The sequence below is a fragment of the Paenibacillus nasutitermitis genome, from assembly GCF_014641075.1.
Taxonomy (GTDB): Bacteria; Bacillota; Bacilli; order Paenibacillales; family Paenibacillaceae; genus Paenibacillus_Z; species Paenibacillus_Z nasutitermitis.
Map to the genome: position 1 here is coordinate 1,124,947 of NZ_BMHP01000001.1, position 18,161 is coordinate 1,143,107.

Annotated in this window: 16 protein-coding genes; 14 read left to right on the forward strand and 2 right to left on the reverse strand. The window is 51.3% G+C overall.

Annotated elements, in window-relative coordinates; translation table 11 throughout:
- The first annotated feature begins 58 nt into the window (after positions 1-58).
- From IEY46_RS04665 to IEY46_RS04685, 5 genes are read left to right on the forward strand one after another with little or no spacing between them, the layout of a single operon-like run.
- Positions 59-949, forward strand: a complete 891-nt coding sequence (locus IEY46_RS04665) for a carbohydrate ABC transporter permease (RefSeq protein WP_229750064.1) — start codon at positions 59-61, stop codon at positions 947-949.
- A gap of 19 nt (positions 950-968) precedes the next feature.
- Positions 969-1,856 (forward strand): carbohydrate ABC transporter permease, encoded by an 888-nt coding sequence (locus IEY46_RS04670; protein WP_188989595.1) that lies wholly within the window; start codon positions 969-971, stop codon positions 1,854-1,856.
- Between the two features lie 26 nt (positions 1,857-1,882).
- Complete coding sequence (locus tag IEY46_RS04675) at positions 1,883-3,283, forward strand: ABC transporter substrate-binding protein (protein WP_188989597.1); 1,401 nt, start codon at positions 1,883-1,885, stop codon at positions 3,281-3,283.
- Between the two features lie 36 nt (positions 3,284-3,319).
- Positions 3,320-4,804, forward strand: coding sequence for a sialidase family protein (locus tag IEY46_RS04680; protein WP_188989599.1), 1,485 nt, complete (start codon positions 3,320-3,322; stop codon positions 4,802-4,804).
- On the forward strand, positions 4,801-5,733 hold the full coding sequence (locus IEY46_RS04685) for a dihydrodipicolinate synthase family protein (protein ID WP_188989601.1): 933 nt from the start codon (positions 4,801-4,803) through the stop codon (positions 5,731-5,733). The genes IEY46_RS04680 and IEY46_RS04685 overlap by 4 nt, the downstream gene beginning before the upstream one ends.
- A 307-nt stretch (positions 5,734-6,040) precedes the next feature.
- Here the strand turns inward: IEY46_RS04685 and tatA are convergent, their stop codons facing one another.
- Complete coding sequence (gene tatA, locus IEY46_RS04690; protein WP_188989603.1) at positions 6,041-6,247, reverse strand: twin-arginine translocase TatA/TatE family subunit; 207 nt, start codon at positions 6,245-6,247, stop codon at positions 6,041-6,043.
- 15 nt (positions 6,248-6,262) lie between these two features.
- On the reverse strand, positions 6,263-7,006 hold the full coding sequence (gene tatC, locus IEY46_RS04695) for a twin-arginine translocase subunit TatC (RefSeq protein WP_188989605.1): 744 nt from the start codon (positions 7,004-7,006) through the stop codon (positions 6,263-6,265).
- A 189-nt stretch (positions 7,007-7,195) separates the two neighbouring features.
- On the opposite strand from tatC, the gene IEY46_RS04700 reads away from it, so the two are divergent.
- The 9 genes from IEY46_RS04700 to IEY46_RS04740 all read left to right on the forward strand — a co-directional run bounded on the left by IEY46_RS04700 (position 7,196) and on the right by IEY46_RS04740 (position 18,048).
- Positions 7,196-7,579 (forward strand): c-type cytochrome, encoded by a 384-nt coding sequence (locus IEY46_RS04700; protein WP_229750065.1) that lies wholly within the window; start codon positions 7,196-7,198, stop codon positions 7,577-7,579.
- A gap of 287 nt (positions 7,580-7,866) precedes the next feature.
- Complete coding sequence (locus IEY46_RS04705; protein WP_188989607.1) at positions 7,867-9,003, forward strand: DNA sulfur modification protein DndB; 1,137 nt, start codon at positions 7,867-7,869, stop codon at positions 9,001-9,003.
- Complete coding sequence (locus IEY46_RS04710; protein WP_188989609.1) at positions 9,003-10,160, forward strand: DNA sulfur modification protein DndB; 1,158 nt, start codon at positions 9,003-9,005, stop codon at positions 10,158-10,160. Before IEY46_RS04705 ends, IEY46_RS04710 begins: the two co-directional genes overlap by 1 nt.
- A 61-nt stretch (positions 10,161-10,221) precedes the next feature.
- The gene (locus tag IEY46_RS04715) at positions 10,222-10,785 is read left to right on the forward strand and encodes an FAD-dependent oxidoreductase (protein WP_188991674.1); all 564 of its coding nucleotides are present in this window, start codon (positions 10,222-10,224) and stop codon (positions 10,783-10,785) included.
- A 199-nt stretch (positions 10,786-10,984) separates the two neighbouring features.
- Positions 10,985-12,133: a metallophosphoesterase gene (locus tag IEY46_RS04720; protein WP_229750066.1), complete on the forward strand. Its 1,149-nt coding sequence runs from the start codon at positions 10,985-10,987 to the stop codon at positions 12,131-12,133.
- A gap of 115 nt (positions 12,134-12,248) precedes the next feature.
- Positions 12,249-14,513, forward strand: a complete 2,265-nt coding sequence (locus tag IEY46_RS04725) for an alpha/beta hydrolase family protein (protein ID WP_229750067.1) — start codon at positions 12,249-12,251, stop codon at positions 14,511-14,513.
- 273 nt (positions 14,514-14,786) lie between these two features.
- Complete coding sequence (locus IEY46_RS04730) at positions 14,787-16,973, forward strand: alpha-galactosidase (protein WP_188989615.1); 2,187 nt, start codon at positions 14,787-14,789, stop codon at positions 16,971-16,973.
- A 160-nt stretch (positions 16,974-17,133) separates the two neighbouring features.
- The gene (locus IEY46_RS04735; RefSeq protein ID WP_188989617.1) at positions 17,134-17,529 is read left to right on the forward strand and encodes a phage holin family protein; all 396 of its coding nucleotides are present in this window, start codon (positions 17,134-17,136) and stop codon (positions 17,527-17,529) included.
- 144 nt (positions 17,530-17,673) lie between these two features.
- Positions 17,674-18,048 carry a YhjD family protein gene (locus IEY46_RS04740; protein WP_188989619.1) on the forward strand — a complete coding sequence of 125 codons (375 nt, stop codon included), beginning with the start codon at positions 17,674-17,676 and terminating at the stop codon, positions 18,046-18,048.
- Positions 18,049-18,161 lie beyond the last annotated feature (113 nt).

Genomic DNA, 18,161 nt, shown 5'->3' on the forward strand with positions numbered 1-18,161 from the left:
TCCCGTCCTTGCCCGATTCCGGATAATTAGCCTTACGGGAAAGCAAGGGGGTGAAAAAGTGATACTGAAGAAATTAGGCATGTCCAATAAGAATGTCGTCGGGTATTTGTTTTTGCTGCCGCTCATTTTGGGCGTATTGACCTTCTCCCTCTACCCCATTATCGAAGCGTTCCGCATCAGCCTCTACCATCACAACGGCGTGCGGGGTGTCTGGGCGGGTCTGAGCAACTATGATTTTATTTTGCATGATTCCACCTTCTGGAGGGCGCTGCGCAATACGTTCGCGATGGGACTCATGGGGCTTGGCATCGGGCTGCCGCTGAGCTTTATCGTCGCTTCCCTGGTCAATTCCATCGTCAGGCCGGGGATGAGCATGCTTTTCAAAGCGATTTATTTTCTGCCGAATGTAACCTCCACCATTGCGGCGTCCATCGTATTCATGCTGCTGTTTTACCCCACTGAGAAGGGGATAGCGAACTCGGTTCTGGACGTTTTCGGAATGGAGCCGCTGGGCTGGATGTCGGATCCCCGATATGCCCAAATCAGCGTCATTCTGATGGATACCTGGCATGGTTTGGGGTATTCGGTGCTGATCTGGCTTGCGGGACTGCAATCGATATCACGCGATCTTTACGAGGCGGCGGAGGTGGATGGGGCAAGGAAGCTGCAGCAGTGGCTGTATATTACCATTCCATCCATGAAACCGGTCATTTTCTTCATGGTCGTGATGGGTACCATCAACGCCTTCAAAAGGTTCGGGGATGTTTTCGTGATCGGGGGACCGGACGGCAATCCGGGCGGCGCCTTGTTCACCTTGATGCTTTATGTGTACCGCTACGGGTTCTATACATTTGATTTCGGCAAAGCCGCAGCCGCCTCCTACATTATTTTTATTATTATTCTGTTATTTACGCTGCTTAACTTTACGGCCTTCAAGAATAAAGACTGACTGACCGGAGTTGAAATGTATGTCACAGCTAGCTGCTGGAACAAAAAGACGGCTGCAGACGCAGTCGAAAAGAAGATCGGACTTGTTACTCCGTTCTTTCATCATCCTCGCTTTGCTTGCCGGAAGCGTGCTCATCATCGTACCGTTCGTGGTCATGCTGTCCATCAGTCTGGACCAGGACGCGGTTTTTGAATTTCCTTTTCCGTTTCGTCTTATACCCGAGCATATCAGTCTGGACAACTTCAGAATGGCTATTGCCAATACGAATATGATGAGACTGTATGTGAACACCCTTATGGTAGCGGTCGGGGTTATTGCCATCAGCACATTTTCCGCTCTGCTTGCGGGTTATGCGCTTTCAAAGCTGAAGGTTACAGGAGGCAATATCATTCTGCTGCTGGTGCTCGCTACGCTGATGATTCCCGGCGAAGCGACGCTCATTCCGCTGTTCATGTTATTTAAGCAGCTCCATATGATCAACACCTACTGGGCTTTCTATCTGCCGGCGATTTCCAGTGTGTTCGGAACTTTTCTGGCAAAGCAGTTCATGGACAGCATTCCGGGGGAACTTCGCGAAGCCGCGATTATTGACGGGGCGAATGAGTTCAATTGCTTCACCCGGATTTATTTTGCTCTGAGCATGCCAATCGTGGCGACACTGGTCATTCTTTCTTTTCTGGGGGTGTGGAACAGCTTCCTATTCCCGCTGATCATGCTCAACGATCCAGCCAAATATACCATTCAACTGGGCATCGCCTTGCTCAAATCGCGCACATCGAGCGGTGAAGCACCGCCGGGAATGAATATGGCGGCTACGGTCATGTCGATCATTCCGGTACTGCTGGTCTATCTTTTTTTTCAGAAATATATTATTCAGAGCGTGGCGCATACAGGGATTAAACAATAATCGATATTCATATAAGGGGAGAAAACATGAAAATGCTCACCAGACGATTTAAAACATGGGGAAGTTTGGCGATTTGCGCACTTCTGCTCTTCTTGACGGCTTGCGGCGGAAATGGCGGAGAAAAAGGGGCAAACGGCAGCAAACCGGTTGCCGCGGACGATTCCGGTGATTTATCCGGTGTAGTAAAAATCGCAGTGACCGGCTTTCCGCTTGATGACGGCATTAACCCTGCTACGGGCAGAGAAGCCAAAGGTATCAAAACGCTGTTCGAGCCTTTTCTTGCCGAACATCCGAAGCTGTCCATCGAATATATCGAAGTTCCCCAGGATGACCGCAAAGCCAAATGGCAGGCGCTCCTGCTAAGCAACAGCGTGGACATTCTGTTCCTGGACGCCGCGATCGATTTCTATAACCAGGGTTTTCTGATGCCGCTTGACGACTATATGGCGAGGGACAATTGGAAAGCGAATTTCCGGGAGTCCTTATGGACGGACAATGAACGGTTGACCAGCAATTCGGACGGCAAGGTGATGGCCATGCCTGGAGGGATTATCACAAGTACTGTCGTGTATGACAAGCAAATTTTCGACGATTACGGCGTAGAACCACTGAGCGACAAGCCTACTGCCGAAGAAATATTGCAGAAAGCGAAGCAGCTTACCGGAACGAATCCCAAAACGGGCAAGCAAACGTACGGCTTGTTTTATAACCCGAAAGGCTCCTCCCATCTGAATCTGGATATATTGTCGGATGGACAGGGCGTTGAGTTTGGCACTATAGACTGGGGCAATTTCGGGAACAGTCAGTTAAATTTCAATACACCGGCGATCAAAAAAAGCCTGCAAACGATGATTGACATGAACCCGTATCTTCCTCCAGGCTATGAAATTGGCCGAGGCTCTGAGAATTGGGGCAAGGAATCCAACACGATCGCGATTTGCTTATGGTGCAACAATATGGATGAGGTATTAAAAAACAAGCTCACGGACCGTTATGTGATGACAAAAGGCATTCGCGATAAGAACGACAAAACGAGCTTTGGCACCGCACGCGTCATGTCAATGGCCAAGGAAAGCGCCAACCCCGAGGCGGCGTGGCAAACATTAAAATTTTTATCCGGCCCGGAGGGACAGAAATTTTTGTATGATAACTATAAAGAGCTGCCATCCTGGAAAGACGCCGATTGGGTGAAGAAAGAGGATAATCCTTACGCGGATCAGCTGCTTGCCGTGGTCGAAGATACAAAAAATCAGCTTTTTCCTCCGATAATGTTCTCGACGATCCGTCCATGGATGGCAGATCTGATTTCCCGGGCCGTACACGGTCAGAAATACGACATTGACAGCGAGCTCGCGCAGATTCAGGAGAAGGTAGACAAATGGGTGGAAGAGCAAAAAGCGATCAATGCGCAGAAGAGCCGCGGTTAATGGAATCGGCAGTTTAATCAGGAGGGGAGCTTGGAGATGAACGGGAATACGAAAGCATGGGGAATCAAGGAACAGAATGAATTGTTTGCAGCGGGAGGCGCGCAGCACCAGCAATGGGGGGTGCATATTACCCGCCTCGCACCTGGTGACGGCTGCGTCATTATCGATTGGGTGAGCGAGCTTCCAGAGGGCCAGCCAGGCAAGGAAGCTTTACGTTTCCAGGTCGAATATGGTCTAAGAGGGGAAGCGGATAAGAGCGTCCATGATGCAAGCGGACCCTCGGGCAGCTACACCATTGCGGGAGTGATCAACGGGTCGGATTATGAAATCCGCCTGCTTGCTATCGACGGGCCGACGGGGGACATCGCTGCAAGCAGTCCGATGAGATTAGCAAGGCCGGGGGTGGTGCCAGGTACGGTGATCAATTACATCCACCCGGAGGATTACACCTTTAACTTCTCAGGACGGTCGACGGCGAGCCCTTCAATAATCCGACTTCCGGATGGAGCGCTGCTGGCCTCGCATGATATCTATTGGGGGCTCAGCGGACAGAATGTCAGCACGATCTTCCGCTCCGAGGATGGCGGACAAACATGGCGGTATGTGACCTATCTGTATCCCTGCTTCTGGGGCAAGCTGTTTCTTCACCGTGATCGGGTCTATATGTTGGCATGCAGCACCGAGTACGGGGATTTATTAATCGGCGGTTCTGCGGACAGCGGAGAAACCTGGAGTCCCCCTCGCGTTATTATCGAAGGGGGATCGCGGGAGAAGGGTGGGCCTCACAAAGCGCCAATGCCCGTCGTTGCTCATCGTGGACGAATCTGGTCAGCTGTGGAGTATGGCTCATGGTCCACAGGAGGTCACGGAGCGGGTGTTGTTTCTGCACCGGAGGATGCCGATTTGCTGGATCCCGCCAATTGGACGGCATCGCCTTTTTTGAGATATGACGCAGCGTGGCCGGGTGCTATCGAAGGCGGAAATGTGCCCGGCATTCTGGAGGGCAATGTTGTCGTTACGCCCGAGGGGCAGCTGGTTAACCTGCTCCGGTACCAGACCGACGGCGGAACGCCGAATTACGGCAGGGCTATCCTGCTTGACATCGACCAGGATCAGCCGCAGGCGCCGCTGCAGTTCCGCAAGGTCATCCCTTTTCACGGCAATCTGTCGAAATTCGCCGTTTATTATGACCCGCAATCGAGCAGTTACTGGTCGCTGGTGAATCGGGTGACGACCCCATTCGTGAGTCAACGGAATATACTGACACTGGTCAAGTCGGATAATCTGGAGGAGTGGGAGATTGTGCAGGATATGCTGGATTACGAAAGCAACGGTTGGCATGAGGACAGAACCAAAGTTGGTTTTCAGTATGTGGACTGGTTTATGGATGGAGACGATATGCTGGTGGCATCCCGTACAGCCATTAATGGGGCATTCGATTTTCATAACGCGAATTATACGACCTTCCACCGTATCGGAAACTTTCGCAGGCTGGGAGAGAAAAGAGGGGATGCGCAATGAACAGTCTGGCAGCGGGGGTATGGCCGACGATGGTGACGCCCTTTACAGATAAGAACACTATCGATTATGACGCGCTGGAGCGGGCGGTTGAATGGTATATTGGCAAGGGAGTCGACGGCCTCTTCGCTGTCTGTCAGTCGAGCGAGATGTTTTGTCTGAGCCTGGAAGAGCGCGTCGAGCTGGCCTCATTTGTGAAGCGGAAGGCTGCTGGCCGGGTGCCGGTCATCGCTTCAGGCCATATTGCAGACCGGTTTGAGGATCAGGTCGCGGAGCTGCAGGCAATAGCTGCTTCCGGAGTCGATGCGCTTGTTCTGATTACGAACCGTCTTGCGCAAGAGCAAGAATCCGACGACAAGTGGAAAAATAATTTGGAGAAGCTGCTGCGGCTGCTGCCTGAAGAGCTTCCCCTGGGCTTCTATGAATGTCCATATCCTTACAAAAGGCTCATCTCTCCGGAACTGCTGCGATGGTGCGCCAATACAGGAAGGTTTCATTTTCTCAAGGATACCAGCTGCAATATTGCCGATATGAAGGCTAAGCTTGAAGCCGTCGTGGGATCTAACCTGGGCATCTTTAATGCGAATTCGGCTACGCTGCTGGAAACCTTGAAGCTCGGAATCCGGGGCTACAGCGGGGTTATGGCCAACTTTCATCCCGAGCTTTACGGCTGGCTGGCGAAACATTGGCAGCAGCAGCCGGAACAGGCCGAAGCATTGGAGGATCTGCTGAGTACCATGTCGCTGATTGAAAAGCAGCTTTATCCCGTTAATGCCAAATACTACCTGATGCTGGAGGGCGTATTCGCCACCATCCATAGCCGCTCCCGGGATCACCGCGACTTTACCGCCACCCACCGTCTGGAGATCGAGCAGCTGAGCAGGCTGTCGGCCAGGACAGTCGGGCAGTTGAGAGTTGAGTTTAGCGGATAAGCAAGGAAGAGTGGGGTACAGCGGGGATCACATGCGCTGTACCCCTTTCTCATAATTGCCGGGTTTGACCAAAAATTTTTTTGTGTTGTGCCGCCTATGGATTTATCCAAAAAGACCATCACCTTGTCCGTATGCGGTTAGGTACCGTAGGCGCGCTCGCTTACCGGGCTGCTGAAGGGATACTTACATACCGGAGCAAGGCGGATTGCTGGTGTGGATGCTATCCAACAAAGAAGAACCTTTCGGTCTATATATAGACGGAGAGGTTCTTCTTTGTTGAGATGATACGTTTAATTCCAGACCAGGATTACAGCAGCTTGAGCTTATCATCTTTATTCTTGTCCGTTACGATAACGGCATCGTCATCGTCGGCAATGCCTTTTGTGGAATTGCGGAATTCGCGCAGCGTGTCTCCGAAAGCCCGTCCCAGCTGAGGCAGCTTGGCCGGTCCGAATACAATAAGCGCGATCAGCAAAATAATGACGAGCCCTGAAATGCCGATATTATTGAACATGGCTTAAACCTCCTTTCATGTTTGGCTTGAAGGTACAGCGGATATTCCTCTCCGGCGATAATAGTTCACGGAAATGAGGACGCTGATTTCGAATAGGACCAGCAGCGGGATGGTTACGGACAAATGCGACGCGAAATCCGGCGGGGAGATACACGAGCCCGCTACAGCCAGGGTTACATATGCGTATTTCCGGGTGCTGCGCAGCTTGTCTGGTGTCAACAGGCCAAGCCGCGTCAGAAACAAAATAACGAGCGGCATCTCAAAGGCGATTCCAAGCGGAAGCACCAGATTGAACAGGAAAGAGAAATAACGGTCAATGCCGTAAGTTTCCACCGCTCCGATGCTCTGGTTCATCTGTTCCATAAAGCGCAGCATCATCGGGAAAACGAGAAAATAGCTGAACGAAATGCCGGATAGAAACAGCAGGAACGATACCGGAACGTAGGAAAGCGTTCCTTTGGCTTCTTTGGCGGTCAAGCCTGGCCTCGCAAACGCCCATATATGATACAGCAAGAGCGGCAGCGTAAGTAGAACGGCAAACAATAAGGCACAGCGCAAGTAGATAAACAGCCCGTCCGTGAATGAGAAGACGTTCCATTGAATGTGCACCGTACCGGGACGGGATTTGATGTATCGTAATATCATAGGCGACAGATACAAGCCTCCGCAAAAGGATGCCGCAAACCAGGCGGCGACGAGAATAAGCCGTTTGCGTAATTCGCTCAAATGACGTATCAGGTCCTCGTCGTTATTTTTCATCCATCGTCAGCCTCCCGATAATTGAATATTTTCCTCTTGAAATGGCTTTTCAGGGATACTTTTACTTTGCCCATAGTATGCCGCATTATTCGTAACTTGAGACCTGTGTGTCCCATGAATGAGGAGAAGGAAGTCGGGAAAGCTTAAAGACAAGCAGTCTACCGCTAACGTCAAGGAGGAAAAATCGTTATGCTCAAAACAATAGGATCTTTGGTCATTATGATGGCAATCGTAATGATGATTGCCGCAGGATGCGGCGGCAACAATACCAACAATGCACCGTCGGGCGGTACGAACAACGCTCCGGGTGGAAACAATAATGCTCCAAGCGGGAACAACGAGTCGGTTAATGCGACAGCGGAAGCGGTATACAAGCAGCAGTGCATCTCCTGCCATGCCGCAGATCTGGCCGGTGCAGTCGGACCGAATCTGCAGAAAGTCGGCGCAAGGCTGGATGCGGAGCAAATTTCAACCCGGATCCAAAACGGCGGCGGAGGCATGCCCGCGTACAAAGGGAATTTGACGGACGATGAAATCGGCGCACTTGCGGAATGGCTGGCTGCGCATAAATGATTTCATGCTAAAGAAAGCTTGCTCTCAAAAATCCCCATACCACTGGGGATTTTTTTTTTGCTGCCAAGCATTCTTCTGCAATGAGGGGTTGTATGGTCCGAATTCCCAAGTCCAGATTCATGCAAAGTTTTCAATGAAATCAGGGTGATTTTTACCGTGTAAAAAAAATGACTCGGGTTCGTCTTTATACATCCCGGCATGGAATAGACTATAATCCAAAGAGTTAAGATTGCGAAGTTAACAATACTGCTATATTCTGTTAGTAATACGAAATGTGGAGGTTATTTATGGAACCGGTACAATCGTTATCCGAGCTGTTTTCGAGTGGCGCACCTGGTACTTTTGTCGAAGTACCCGGTTATATGGCGCGGACATTTGGTCAAACTACGTTGTCTGCCACGCTACCAATGAGCAAGTTGTTTTCCATTTATGAAATTGATCTTGAGGTACAGCGTCAGCTTATCCCGAAGAATGTTTCGCGCCTGGTGGATTATATTTTGTTATATCTGGACCATGGGCAAAATATTTATTTTCCCGGTATTATTCTTTCCGCCAGAGGAGCGGGCAAATACGACTCCAACCGAAGCTCCTATGATCTGCAATCGGTGGAGAAATGCTACGTCGTAGACGGACAGCATCGCCTGGCTGCATTCCGCCGCGTTATGGAAACGCTTCAGGGCAACATGGCAAGGGCCAAGGACAGGCGCGAATACGACAGAGTGGCAGAGCTTACGGAAAAGCTGCGCAAACTGTATGATTTTCCTATGTCGGTCATGATCTATCTCGATATCCATTCCCGCCAGGAACGCCAGCTGTTCTCCGACATCAATAAACTGCCGCGTAAAATCGGCGGGAATCTGGCCTCTTTGCGCGACCAGAGGCGGTTCTATCATATTATGGCGACACGCCTTGTGCAGGAATATCCCGTCATGGAAAAGCTGCCGACCGATACGTTCTCAGAGCGGGGCAAGGGGCCGGACTATCTGTTTGCCTATTCCCTCGTTATCGAGCTGTTGATTGCCTTGTTTGAGGGAAGGCTCAAGTCGGCCGCCAGAAACAATGGCTACCATTATACCGAGGTTTCACTGAACGAGCATCTGGAGCAGGCCAATGATTATTTTCAGGGAATGCTGCGTTATTTGCCTGCTCCCGACCGCGGAGAACTGTGCTGGTCGGAGAATGTTCAAATCGCGCTCGCGCTGTTTTTCAATGAGGAAGCGTTCAAGACCCTGCAGTTTAACAAATATTCGCTTGGTCATGCCATGAAAATCCTGCCTCATATTGATTGGAGCCTGATTTACAAGGATGAGGAGAAGGATCGTCTGCCCAGACGCAGCCGGATTATGAAAGCGTATCAATACATTCGGGACTTCTATGATAAAGAGCATCTGTTTCTCATTTCGGACCAGGGAGGGATCGGTTAATGGATGGTTTACGCTTGAATATGACGATTCATCCGTATTGCGGACGTTTCGGGCTGGCGACGGTATCGCTGCGGATCCATGATTTGCTGAACTATACGGCTATCGATCCTATGGTACAGCGGAAGCTGAGCGGAATGCAGCGCCGCAAAATCGCCAACTATCTGCAGGAGCGGGAGCTGGACCATGTGTTCTTCGGTCCTGTCACCCTGAGCTTGCGGGAAGTGGGGGCGCTGGCCAAGGAAGAGGACCATCTTGTGCTGCTGCATGGCGCAAAGCTCAGCATTCTCGATGGGCAGCACCGGATTCTGGCCCTTGGTTATACCAATGAACAACTGCTCAAGGAAAATCGCAAATGGGAGAAGGAAGTCGCGAAGCTCAAGCTCAAATGCCGTCGGTTCCCTGAAGATTCAACGGCCAAGGAGGAACTGGAACAGGCGGAAGGGCTGCTTGCCCAAATGGAAGCCCGAAGGCTGGACTTGCTGGAAAGCGAGCTTTCCGTACAGCTTTATGTCGGCCTTGGGGAAGAGGAAGAGAAGCAGCTGTTCGGGGATATCAATTCCAAGGTGCAGCTCGTTAGCAAGGAATTGGGACATTCCTATGATGGGAGCGATCCGCTCAATCTGGTGCTGCAGCAGGTAGCCGATAATAATGAACTGTTGAAAACCGTCGGCATTGAACGCCGCAACAATCTGACCGCCTATAACAAAAATTTTACATGCTTCAGCTGGCTGTATTCCGTCGCGACTCTGCTCTTTACGGGTAAAATGAATCCAACCTATGAGCTTGCCCGCCGGATTCGCAAGGATCCCGCTACGCATGTGGAAATTCTCCATCAGTTTTTTAATGGGATCCTGCCGTATATGCCGGAGCAGCCGGGACTGGCTCCTTACATTTCTTCAAGCCGTGTTGTGCAGGAATCACTTGCGCTGTATGCCCATGAATTCCTGTACAACGAGGACGGCAAATATAATCCAGGCTGGGCAAGCTGCCTGAAAGTGCTCGAAGGGGTGGATTGGACCCATCAGAATACAAGACTTGGCGAGTATTTCGGAAAGCTCGACAACGGAAAACTTAATATGGTCCATGAGAAATCCATGCGCAAGCATCTCCAGCTTATTGAATACTTGAAGGGAATGGAAAGCACAGTTGTCAATTAGGAGAGTCTAGCAGTATGATAGGTCATGTAAGCCTACTAATGCTTGAGGAGGTTTTGGATTGATGGTAGATATCGCGATTATCGGTGCGGGTCCCGCAGGAGGCAGCGCAGCGCTGTTTACAGCCAAAGCAGGGAAGAAGACGTTGCTGATCGACAGTGACCAGAGCGTTACGAAAAAAGCATGGCTCGAGAATCATTATGGCGTTCCGGAAATTAAAGGCCCGGATCTTGTTGAGGTCGGGATCAAGCAGGCGCAGAAGTTTGGAGCCGAGTTGGTCAAGGCTAAAGTAACCCAGATTGAGAAAACTGAGGACGGCTTTCAAATCACAACCGATCAGGAAACCTATCAGGCAAAAGTGGTCATTCTCGCGACAGGATTTTTGCTCGATCTGGCGGAAACGACAGGCCTTGCGACCAAGCCGGGAACCGAACCGAGAGTGAAGGCGGTTTTTGATGTTGACGCTGCAGGCAGAACGAATGTGGAAGGAATCTGGGCGGCAGGAACCTGCGCCGGTGTAAGTGTCCATACGATTATCACGGCAGGCGATGGCGCAAAGGTCGCGATAAATGTAATTAGCGAGCTGGACGGTGCGCGTTATGTCGACCATGATATATTGAAAGCGTAATGAAAGCCTAAGCTGTTATCATATTGAATAATTCCTATAAAAGGCAGGGCAGCCGCTCTTGGAGCAAAGGCTTTCCTGCTTTTTTCCTATGCTTGAAAGCAATGACGTTAGCCGTTTCTTCTTAATCCAGTTATAATAGAGAGATGCGGCGTATAAGCATCCTTAGCAGAAGCGGAGTGAATGTATGAGGGTTTTTCGGATGGTTGGCACAATAATTGCGGTGCTTGGGGTTTTTATAGGCCTGCAATGGTATATTGGCTGGAATGGATCGGTTTTTCTTTCTGCTGTAACGGATGGTAATTCCGGCGCTGTTTATTGGGTTTTTTTCTGGTTGATAGCTTTCTCTTATATCATATCCCGCCTGCTTGAGAGATTGATTCCAGGTCCTCTGCCGCGCGGGCTCAAGTGGATCGGCTCTTATTGGTTTGCGGTATTCGAATACAGTGTTCTGCTGCTGCCAGTGGCGGATCTCATAGTCTGGATCCTGCTGCGGACAGACACGCTTTCCCGGGAAACAGCGATAATCGCTGTTGGTTCCGCCGTTCTGGCCATTCTGGCCGCTATATTGGCACGGGGCTCCTGGAATGCGTGGAATCCAGTTGTACGGCATTATTCAATCGTTGTAAACAAACAGGCGGGCCAGCTGAAACAGCTTCGCATCGCGGCAGCGTCCGACCTGCATTTAGGAACTATTGTGGGTACCCGTTACCTGAAGCTGCTTGTGGAACGGGTTAATCAGCTCAAGCCGGATATCGTGCTGCTTCCGGGAGACGTAATCGATGACGATGTTGAACCTTTCCGCAGGCTTGATCTGGGGAGCGTAATGAAGGGTTTTAAATCCCGCTTCGGCACCTATGCGGTGCTGGGCAATCATGAATATATTGGCGGCAAGAAAGAAGAGTTCATTGCACTTATGGCTAAAGCGGGAATTCCCGTCCTGACGGACCAGACTACTAAAATTGCCGACAGTTTCTATTTGGTGGGCCGCAAGGACAAGGCCGCGCAAAGTGTCCGGACCGGCCAAAGCGGCCGTCTATCCATCAAGGAGCTTATCGGGGATTTAGACCAACAACTACCGCTAATTATGCTTGATCATCAACCATCCTCGATTGCTGAAGCAGCTGACAACGGGATTGACGTTTCACTTCATGGCCATACGCACCGGGGACAAATGGCGCCGAATCATCTGCTTACCCGGAGGATTTTTGAATTGGATTGGGGTTATCTGCAAAAAGGCAAGCTTCATGCCATTGTAAGCTCCGGCTACGGAACCTGGGGGCCTCCCATACGGATCGGGAGCCGTTCGGAAATCGTAGACATTACGATTTCCTTTGAGCCGCTTGTTTAGCTGCTATGCATTAGACGACGGGCAGCATTTGGTTTAGGTCTCCTCGTAAGCCTTTATGTACCAGAGGGTCGAAGGCGTATCCACAACTACACCATTTTTGGGAGTGTATGTCGAAATGGAGATGGAAATCCGGCCTGTTCGCCGAAATTCTATATTTATCGAATGGCTGCTTAATCGAATATACAGCATGTTTGATTACGATACGCGCTACTGGCGATATTCGCTGATTGGACCTTGGCTTGCCTGCTCCGCTATGCTGGCGGCCGCGGCGCTTGGAATGCCCACAGGATTTGGCGTGGTTTTCGACACGACAGCTATTTTTCTGCTTGGTTCGATCGGCCTGGCGCTGGGTGCGGTAATCATTGCTTTTATACTCTCGCTTTGCTATTTGCCATTGCCCCGTTTTTATGCGGGTGCGCTGCTTTTTACCGGTATGGTTATTTATGTGATCTGGTATTATGCGGATGCGGGAACGATATTATCGCTTATTCTTTCACTTATCCTTACATTGGCGGGGACGGCGGCCGGGCTGCTGGCGGGGCTGCTGGCCAGCCGGCAGATTAAGCTTCGGTCAAAGCTGGCCGTACTGCTGACTGGGTTTATCCTTTGTATGGGAGCGGCTTATTGGCCTTGGCAGGACAACGCGGCGATGCCCGCCTTAGCCCAGGAAGTCCCCGACGATGCATTCGTAGTCCCTTCCCTGGAGGCGGATAATCCCGCTAAGCCTGGCCATTTCAGCATCAACAGCTTCACTTACGGCAGCGGGGAGGATCTTCGCCGGGATGAATTCGGCGAGTCGGCCGATTTGGTCTCGCAATCTGTCGATGCATCGGCATATATCAGCCACTGGCCTTGGCTTCGCTCTTTTTTCTGGGGATTTGACGAAACGGCGCTCCCCTTGAATGGCAGAGTGTGGATGCCGGAGGGCGCCGGGCCTTTCCCTCTGGTGTTGATCGTCCATGGCAACCACCTGATGGAACAGTTTTCCGATGAAGGTTATGAATACCTGGGCGAGCTTCTGGCCAGCAGAGGATTTATCGCTGTTTCTGTGGATGAGAATTTTCTGAATTATTCCGTGTGGGCCGATATTCCCAATCAGGATATGAAGGTAAGAGCCTGGATTTTGCTTCAGCACCTCCAGCAGATTGCGGTTTTCAACAAGCAGGAGGGAAATCCTTTTTACAATAAGGTGGATCTGCAGCAGGTGGGACTGATCGGGCACTCCAGGGGCGGCCAAGCGGCAGCGATGGCGGCTGACCCTTCCAAATGGTTTGCTTCCGATACGACCTTGAATCTGTTGGACGATATTGAGGTTCAAGCGGTTATCGGTATTGCGCCTACGGACAAAACGGTCGACAAGCAGCTCGCATCGCTCGATGACATCTATTATTTGACGCTTCAGGGTGCTAATGACGGCGATGTCGATACTTTTACGGGAGAGCGCCAGTACATCCGCAGCACTTTCACGCCAGGCTCGGAACGCTTCAAGGCCTCCCTTTACATCGCACGGGCGAACCACAGCCGCTTCAACTCCGATTGGGGCACCAGGGACGACAGTCTTCCCGGGGGGTTGTTGTTGACGCAGAAAGGCATGATGGACGCTGCCGACCAGCAGCAGATCGCCAAGGTGTATGTTTCTGCATTGATGGAGGTAGCGCTTCATGGCAATACGCTGTACAAGCCGTTGTTCAGCGATTACCGGGTGGCGGGGAAATGGCTTCCCGAAGCTGCCTATACAAGCCGCTTTGAAGACGGGAGCTTTAAGGAGCTGGCCCGTTTCGACGACGCATCCGGTAAACTGAACCAGCAAGGCGGAGTCACCGTTCAGGCGGATGATTTGAAATGGTCGAAGGAAGATGCGGAAGACCGTAACGGCAACGGCAAGGGCACAAAGGGCGCAGTGCTGGAGTGGAAGGAGCAGGAGGGGGGTTCCTACACGCTGGAGCTGGACGATTCTCTGAATGAAGAGCTGGCTATAAATGAGAATACGAGTCTGGTATTCTCCATGTCCAATCTGGAGCAAAATGTACAGGGCGGGGACGAATCCCCCGTTATGTCATTGCCTTTTGTCGATATTCAGCTGGAAAGCCGGGACGGCGTACAGGTGAAGCTGGCGCTTGACCGTTTTCTTCCCGTAGTCTGGCAGCCTCATGCCGTATTCACGATTGCCTCATGGCTGGAGAACGGAATCAAGGACGGCAAGTACAAGGAGTCCACTCAGCCTGTATTCCAGACGTACCGTTTGCCCTTGGCTCAATTTCAGGCGGAGAATCCGCAGTTTGAACCAAGCCAGCTATCGCGTATCACTTTCTTTCTGTCTGGCAGCGAAGGCAAAATTATGCTGGATGATATCGGGATCGATGAGCCGGCTTTTTCATAAATCCCCGATAAAAAAGCTTTTATGAGCCGTGCCGCTACTTAAACGCCAAGGGCACGCTTTCGCTTGGCAGCCATGCCGGTCACCGCCTCTTTACAGGAGCGCGGCGACCGGCTCTTTTTATTAAATGAATAAATGTTCCGCTTGATATACGGTTATCCTACATTCATCCATATCGCTGCTAAATGCGTCCATATTCAGCTATGCGGCCCGCACCTATACTTAAATCGTATTGGCAAGCTTACAGGAAGAATTTCTAGGGAGGACATAGAAAAAATGACCATTCACTATAATCCAAGCCATCAGCTTTTTCATTTGCAGACTCCATCCATGAGTTATATTTTTCAGGCGCTTAACGGTTATCCGGCCCAACTGTACTGGGGACGCAAAATTAAGGAGGCTCATCCCGGGCGCTTGCTTGAGCGTGTAGAGCGGGCTTCCTTCAGTGCCACTCCGCTACGGGAGGACCGCACAATATCCCTGGATACGCTGCCTCATGAATATCCCGGCTACGGAACGACAGACACGCGAACGCCTGCCTACGAAGTGCTGCTCTCCAATGGATCAAGCGCCACAGAGCTCCACTATGTCTCGCACCGGATCGAGACCGGCAAACCCAAGCTGGACAATCTTCCGGCGGTATATGCGGAGAACGAGGATGAAGCGCAAACTCTGATTGTTGTACTGGCTGATGAACAGGCAGGACTTCAGGTAGAGCTGAGCTATACGGTATTCGAGAAATACGACGCTCTTATCCGCTCCTCGCGGATCATCAATCAAGGAACGGAAGCGCTGATGCTGCGGCGCGCGCTTAGCGTCAGCGTCGATCTGCCTCATGACCGCTACGATATGCTGCAGCTGTCGGGGACTTGGACGCGGGAGCGTTACATCCATCGCCGCTCTCTGATGCCTGGCACGCAATCGGTCGAGAGCCGGCGGGGCTCCAGCAGCCATATGCACAATCCGTTCTTTGCCCTCTTGGGCACGGATGCCACGGAGGACCAGGGAGAGGTGTACGGCTTCAGTCTGGTCTACAGCGGAAACTTTGCAGGAGGGGTCGAGGTGGATCAGTACCATACCTCCCGCGCTTACCTGGGTATCAACCCTTTTGATTTCTCCTGGCTGCTTGAGGCCGGGGAAATGTTCCAGACACCGGAAGCGGTTATGGTCTTCTCCGCGCAAGGTCTGGGAACGATGTCCCGCACCTACCATGAGCTTTACCGGACGAGGCTTTGCCGCGGGGTATTCCGCGATGCCGTGCGTCCGATTCTGGTTAATAACTGGGAAGCCACTTACTTCAATTTCAACGCGGACAAAATCGAAGCCATTGCCAAGGCGGGAAGCGAGCTTGGTATTGAGCTTCTTGTATTGGATGACGGGTGGTTCGGACACCGCGACAGCGATAACAGCTCGCTTGGAGACTGGGTGGTAGATAAGAGCAAGCTGCCGGCCGGTCTTGCCGATCTCGCAGAGCGGGTGCGCAGTCAAGGTCTTCAGTTCGGGCTCTGGTTCGAGCCGGAGATGATCTCGCCTGACAGCGACTTATACCGCGCTCATCCGGATTGGTGCCTGCATGTGGAGGGCAGAAGACGCTCGGAAGCCAGAAGTCAGCTTATCCTTGATCTCTCCAGAGCAGATGTTCAGGATTATATTGTTCAGGCGGTAAGCGATATTCTCCAAAGCGCCCCGATTACGTATGTGAAATGGGATATGAACCGCAATATGACGGAAATCGGGTCGGCGCTGCTGCCTGCCAGCCGCCAGCGCGAGACCGCCCACCGTTATATGCTTGGCCTTTACAGCGTGTTGGAGAGAATTACCTCCGCGTTTCCTGATATCTTGTTCGAGAGCTGCTCCGGCGGCGGAGGCCGCTTCGACCCCGGCATGTTGTACTACATGCCTCAAACCTGGACCAGCGATAACTCCGATGCCATCAGCCGGCTGAAGATTCAATACGGAACAAGCATCGTATATCCCGTTAGCTCCATGGGGGCGCATGTGTCCGCTATTCCGAATCACCAGGTGGGGCGGAACACGCCGCTTAAGACCCGCGCGGATGTGGCCATGTCCGGCAATTTCGGTTATGAACTCGATCTAACGCAGTTCAGTGATGCTGAGAAATCGGAAGTCAAAAGCCAGATCGAGATGGTGAAAGAGATTCGCGAGCTCACACAGTTCGGTCTGTTCTACAGACTCCTCAGTCCATTCGAAGGCAACGAGACCGCCTGGATGTTTGTATCTTGCGACCGCTCCGAGGCGCTAGTAGTCCACGTGACGGTGCTAAACGAACCCAATGCCCGGCTTGACCGCCTGCGTCTGAAAGGACTGGACCCCGACCGCAATTATGAACAAGTCGGAACGGATGAGCTTATCGGAGGCGACGAGCTGATGTATGCCGGAATTGTCAAGCCTCAAGCCCGGCATGATTATGCCAGTGTCGTTTACCGTTTTAGGGCGGTGTAGCGTTTACCGGGGCGGCATCGGGTCTTCGTTGTCAAGGATCCTCTTTTTGATTTAAGCTTCTCTATTAAATGGTTGTTTTTACCGGGACATGACAACGGACAACCTTCCCAGATTCCGCATATGGTGTTATATGGAACCATAAAAGGGGGGGGGGAGGACCGTGCAGCATTTCAGTGTTTGTTCGTTGTTGGCAGCAATTGGCTCCGTATTGACGTTTTCCTTTGGAATGTGGCCGGAGTCGCTCACTCTGCTGCTTGTTGCCATGGGTATTGATTATATAACCGGTATTTCAGCGGCCATGATCGAACAGAAGGGGCTGAGCAGCCTGGTGGGGGCTTGGGGTATTGCCAAGAAAGGCATCATGCTGCTGGTTATTCTGCTTGCACACCGCATTGACGTTCTTTTTGGGCTGCAGAATATGGCGATGGGCGGTGCCATATATTTTTACTTGGCCAATGAGCTGATTTCTATTACCGAGAATTTGGGCAGAATCGGTGTTCCTATGCCGGACAAACTGCGTCAGCTCATCGAAGTGCTCAAAAATAAAAAAAATTAAAGCGGTATAACTCATCCTCCCCGAGGTCAGTCTAATAGGACTGGCCTTTTTTTGTATTCGGGTGCCTTCCTTGCATTACAGGTGTTTCTAGTTTATAATGGGAACAAATGTTCTGTTTAGTGGAGATAATGGAGGGGTCTTAGAATGGCCATTAATATGAGCCCGCAGCCGCCCGTTCAAATCGGCAGAGAGCTGGAGCTTGTGAAGCGTTATGTTCTGCTCGGTATTTTGATGCTTATTCTTGACCATGATATTCGTGTTGTCGGATCGGCGGCAACGAAGCTGCCAAGAGTTTATGAATCGATGCTGCGCGGACTGCAGGATCGCGTAATGCTGGAGCTGGCCGCGTTGCGGCGGCAGTTTCGGGAAAGCGGGATTCATATCTATGAGGAGAAGCGTGGCGATGTTGGAATCACAACCAAATATGTCTGTCAGGGCTATCATCATGAATTTTCGCTGCGCTGGACATTCATCCGTGCCGAGGCGGAACGGCTATTAAAGACGTATATGGTCAAATAACGTTCATCGTTTTGTCAAAAAGCCAATTTTTTTTGCTCCTTTATGCACTTTATGGTTGAGAACAATGGATGATGTTAGGTAATATAAGAAGTAGACATTCTGATGAAGAAGGG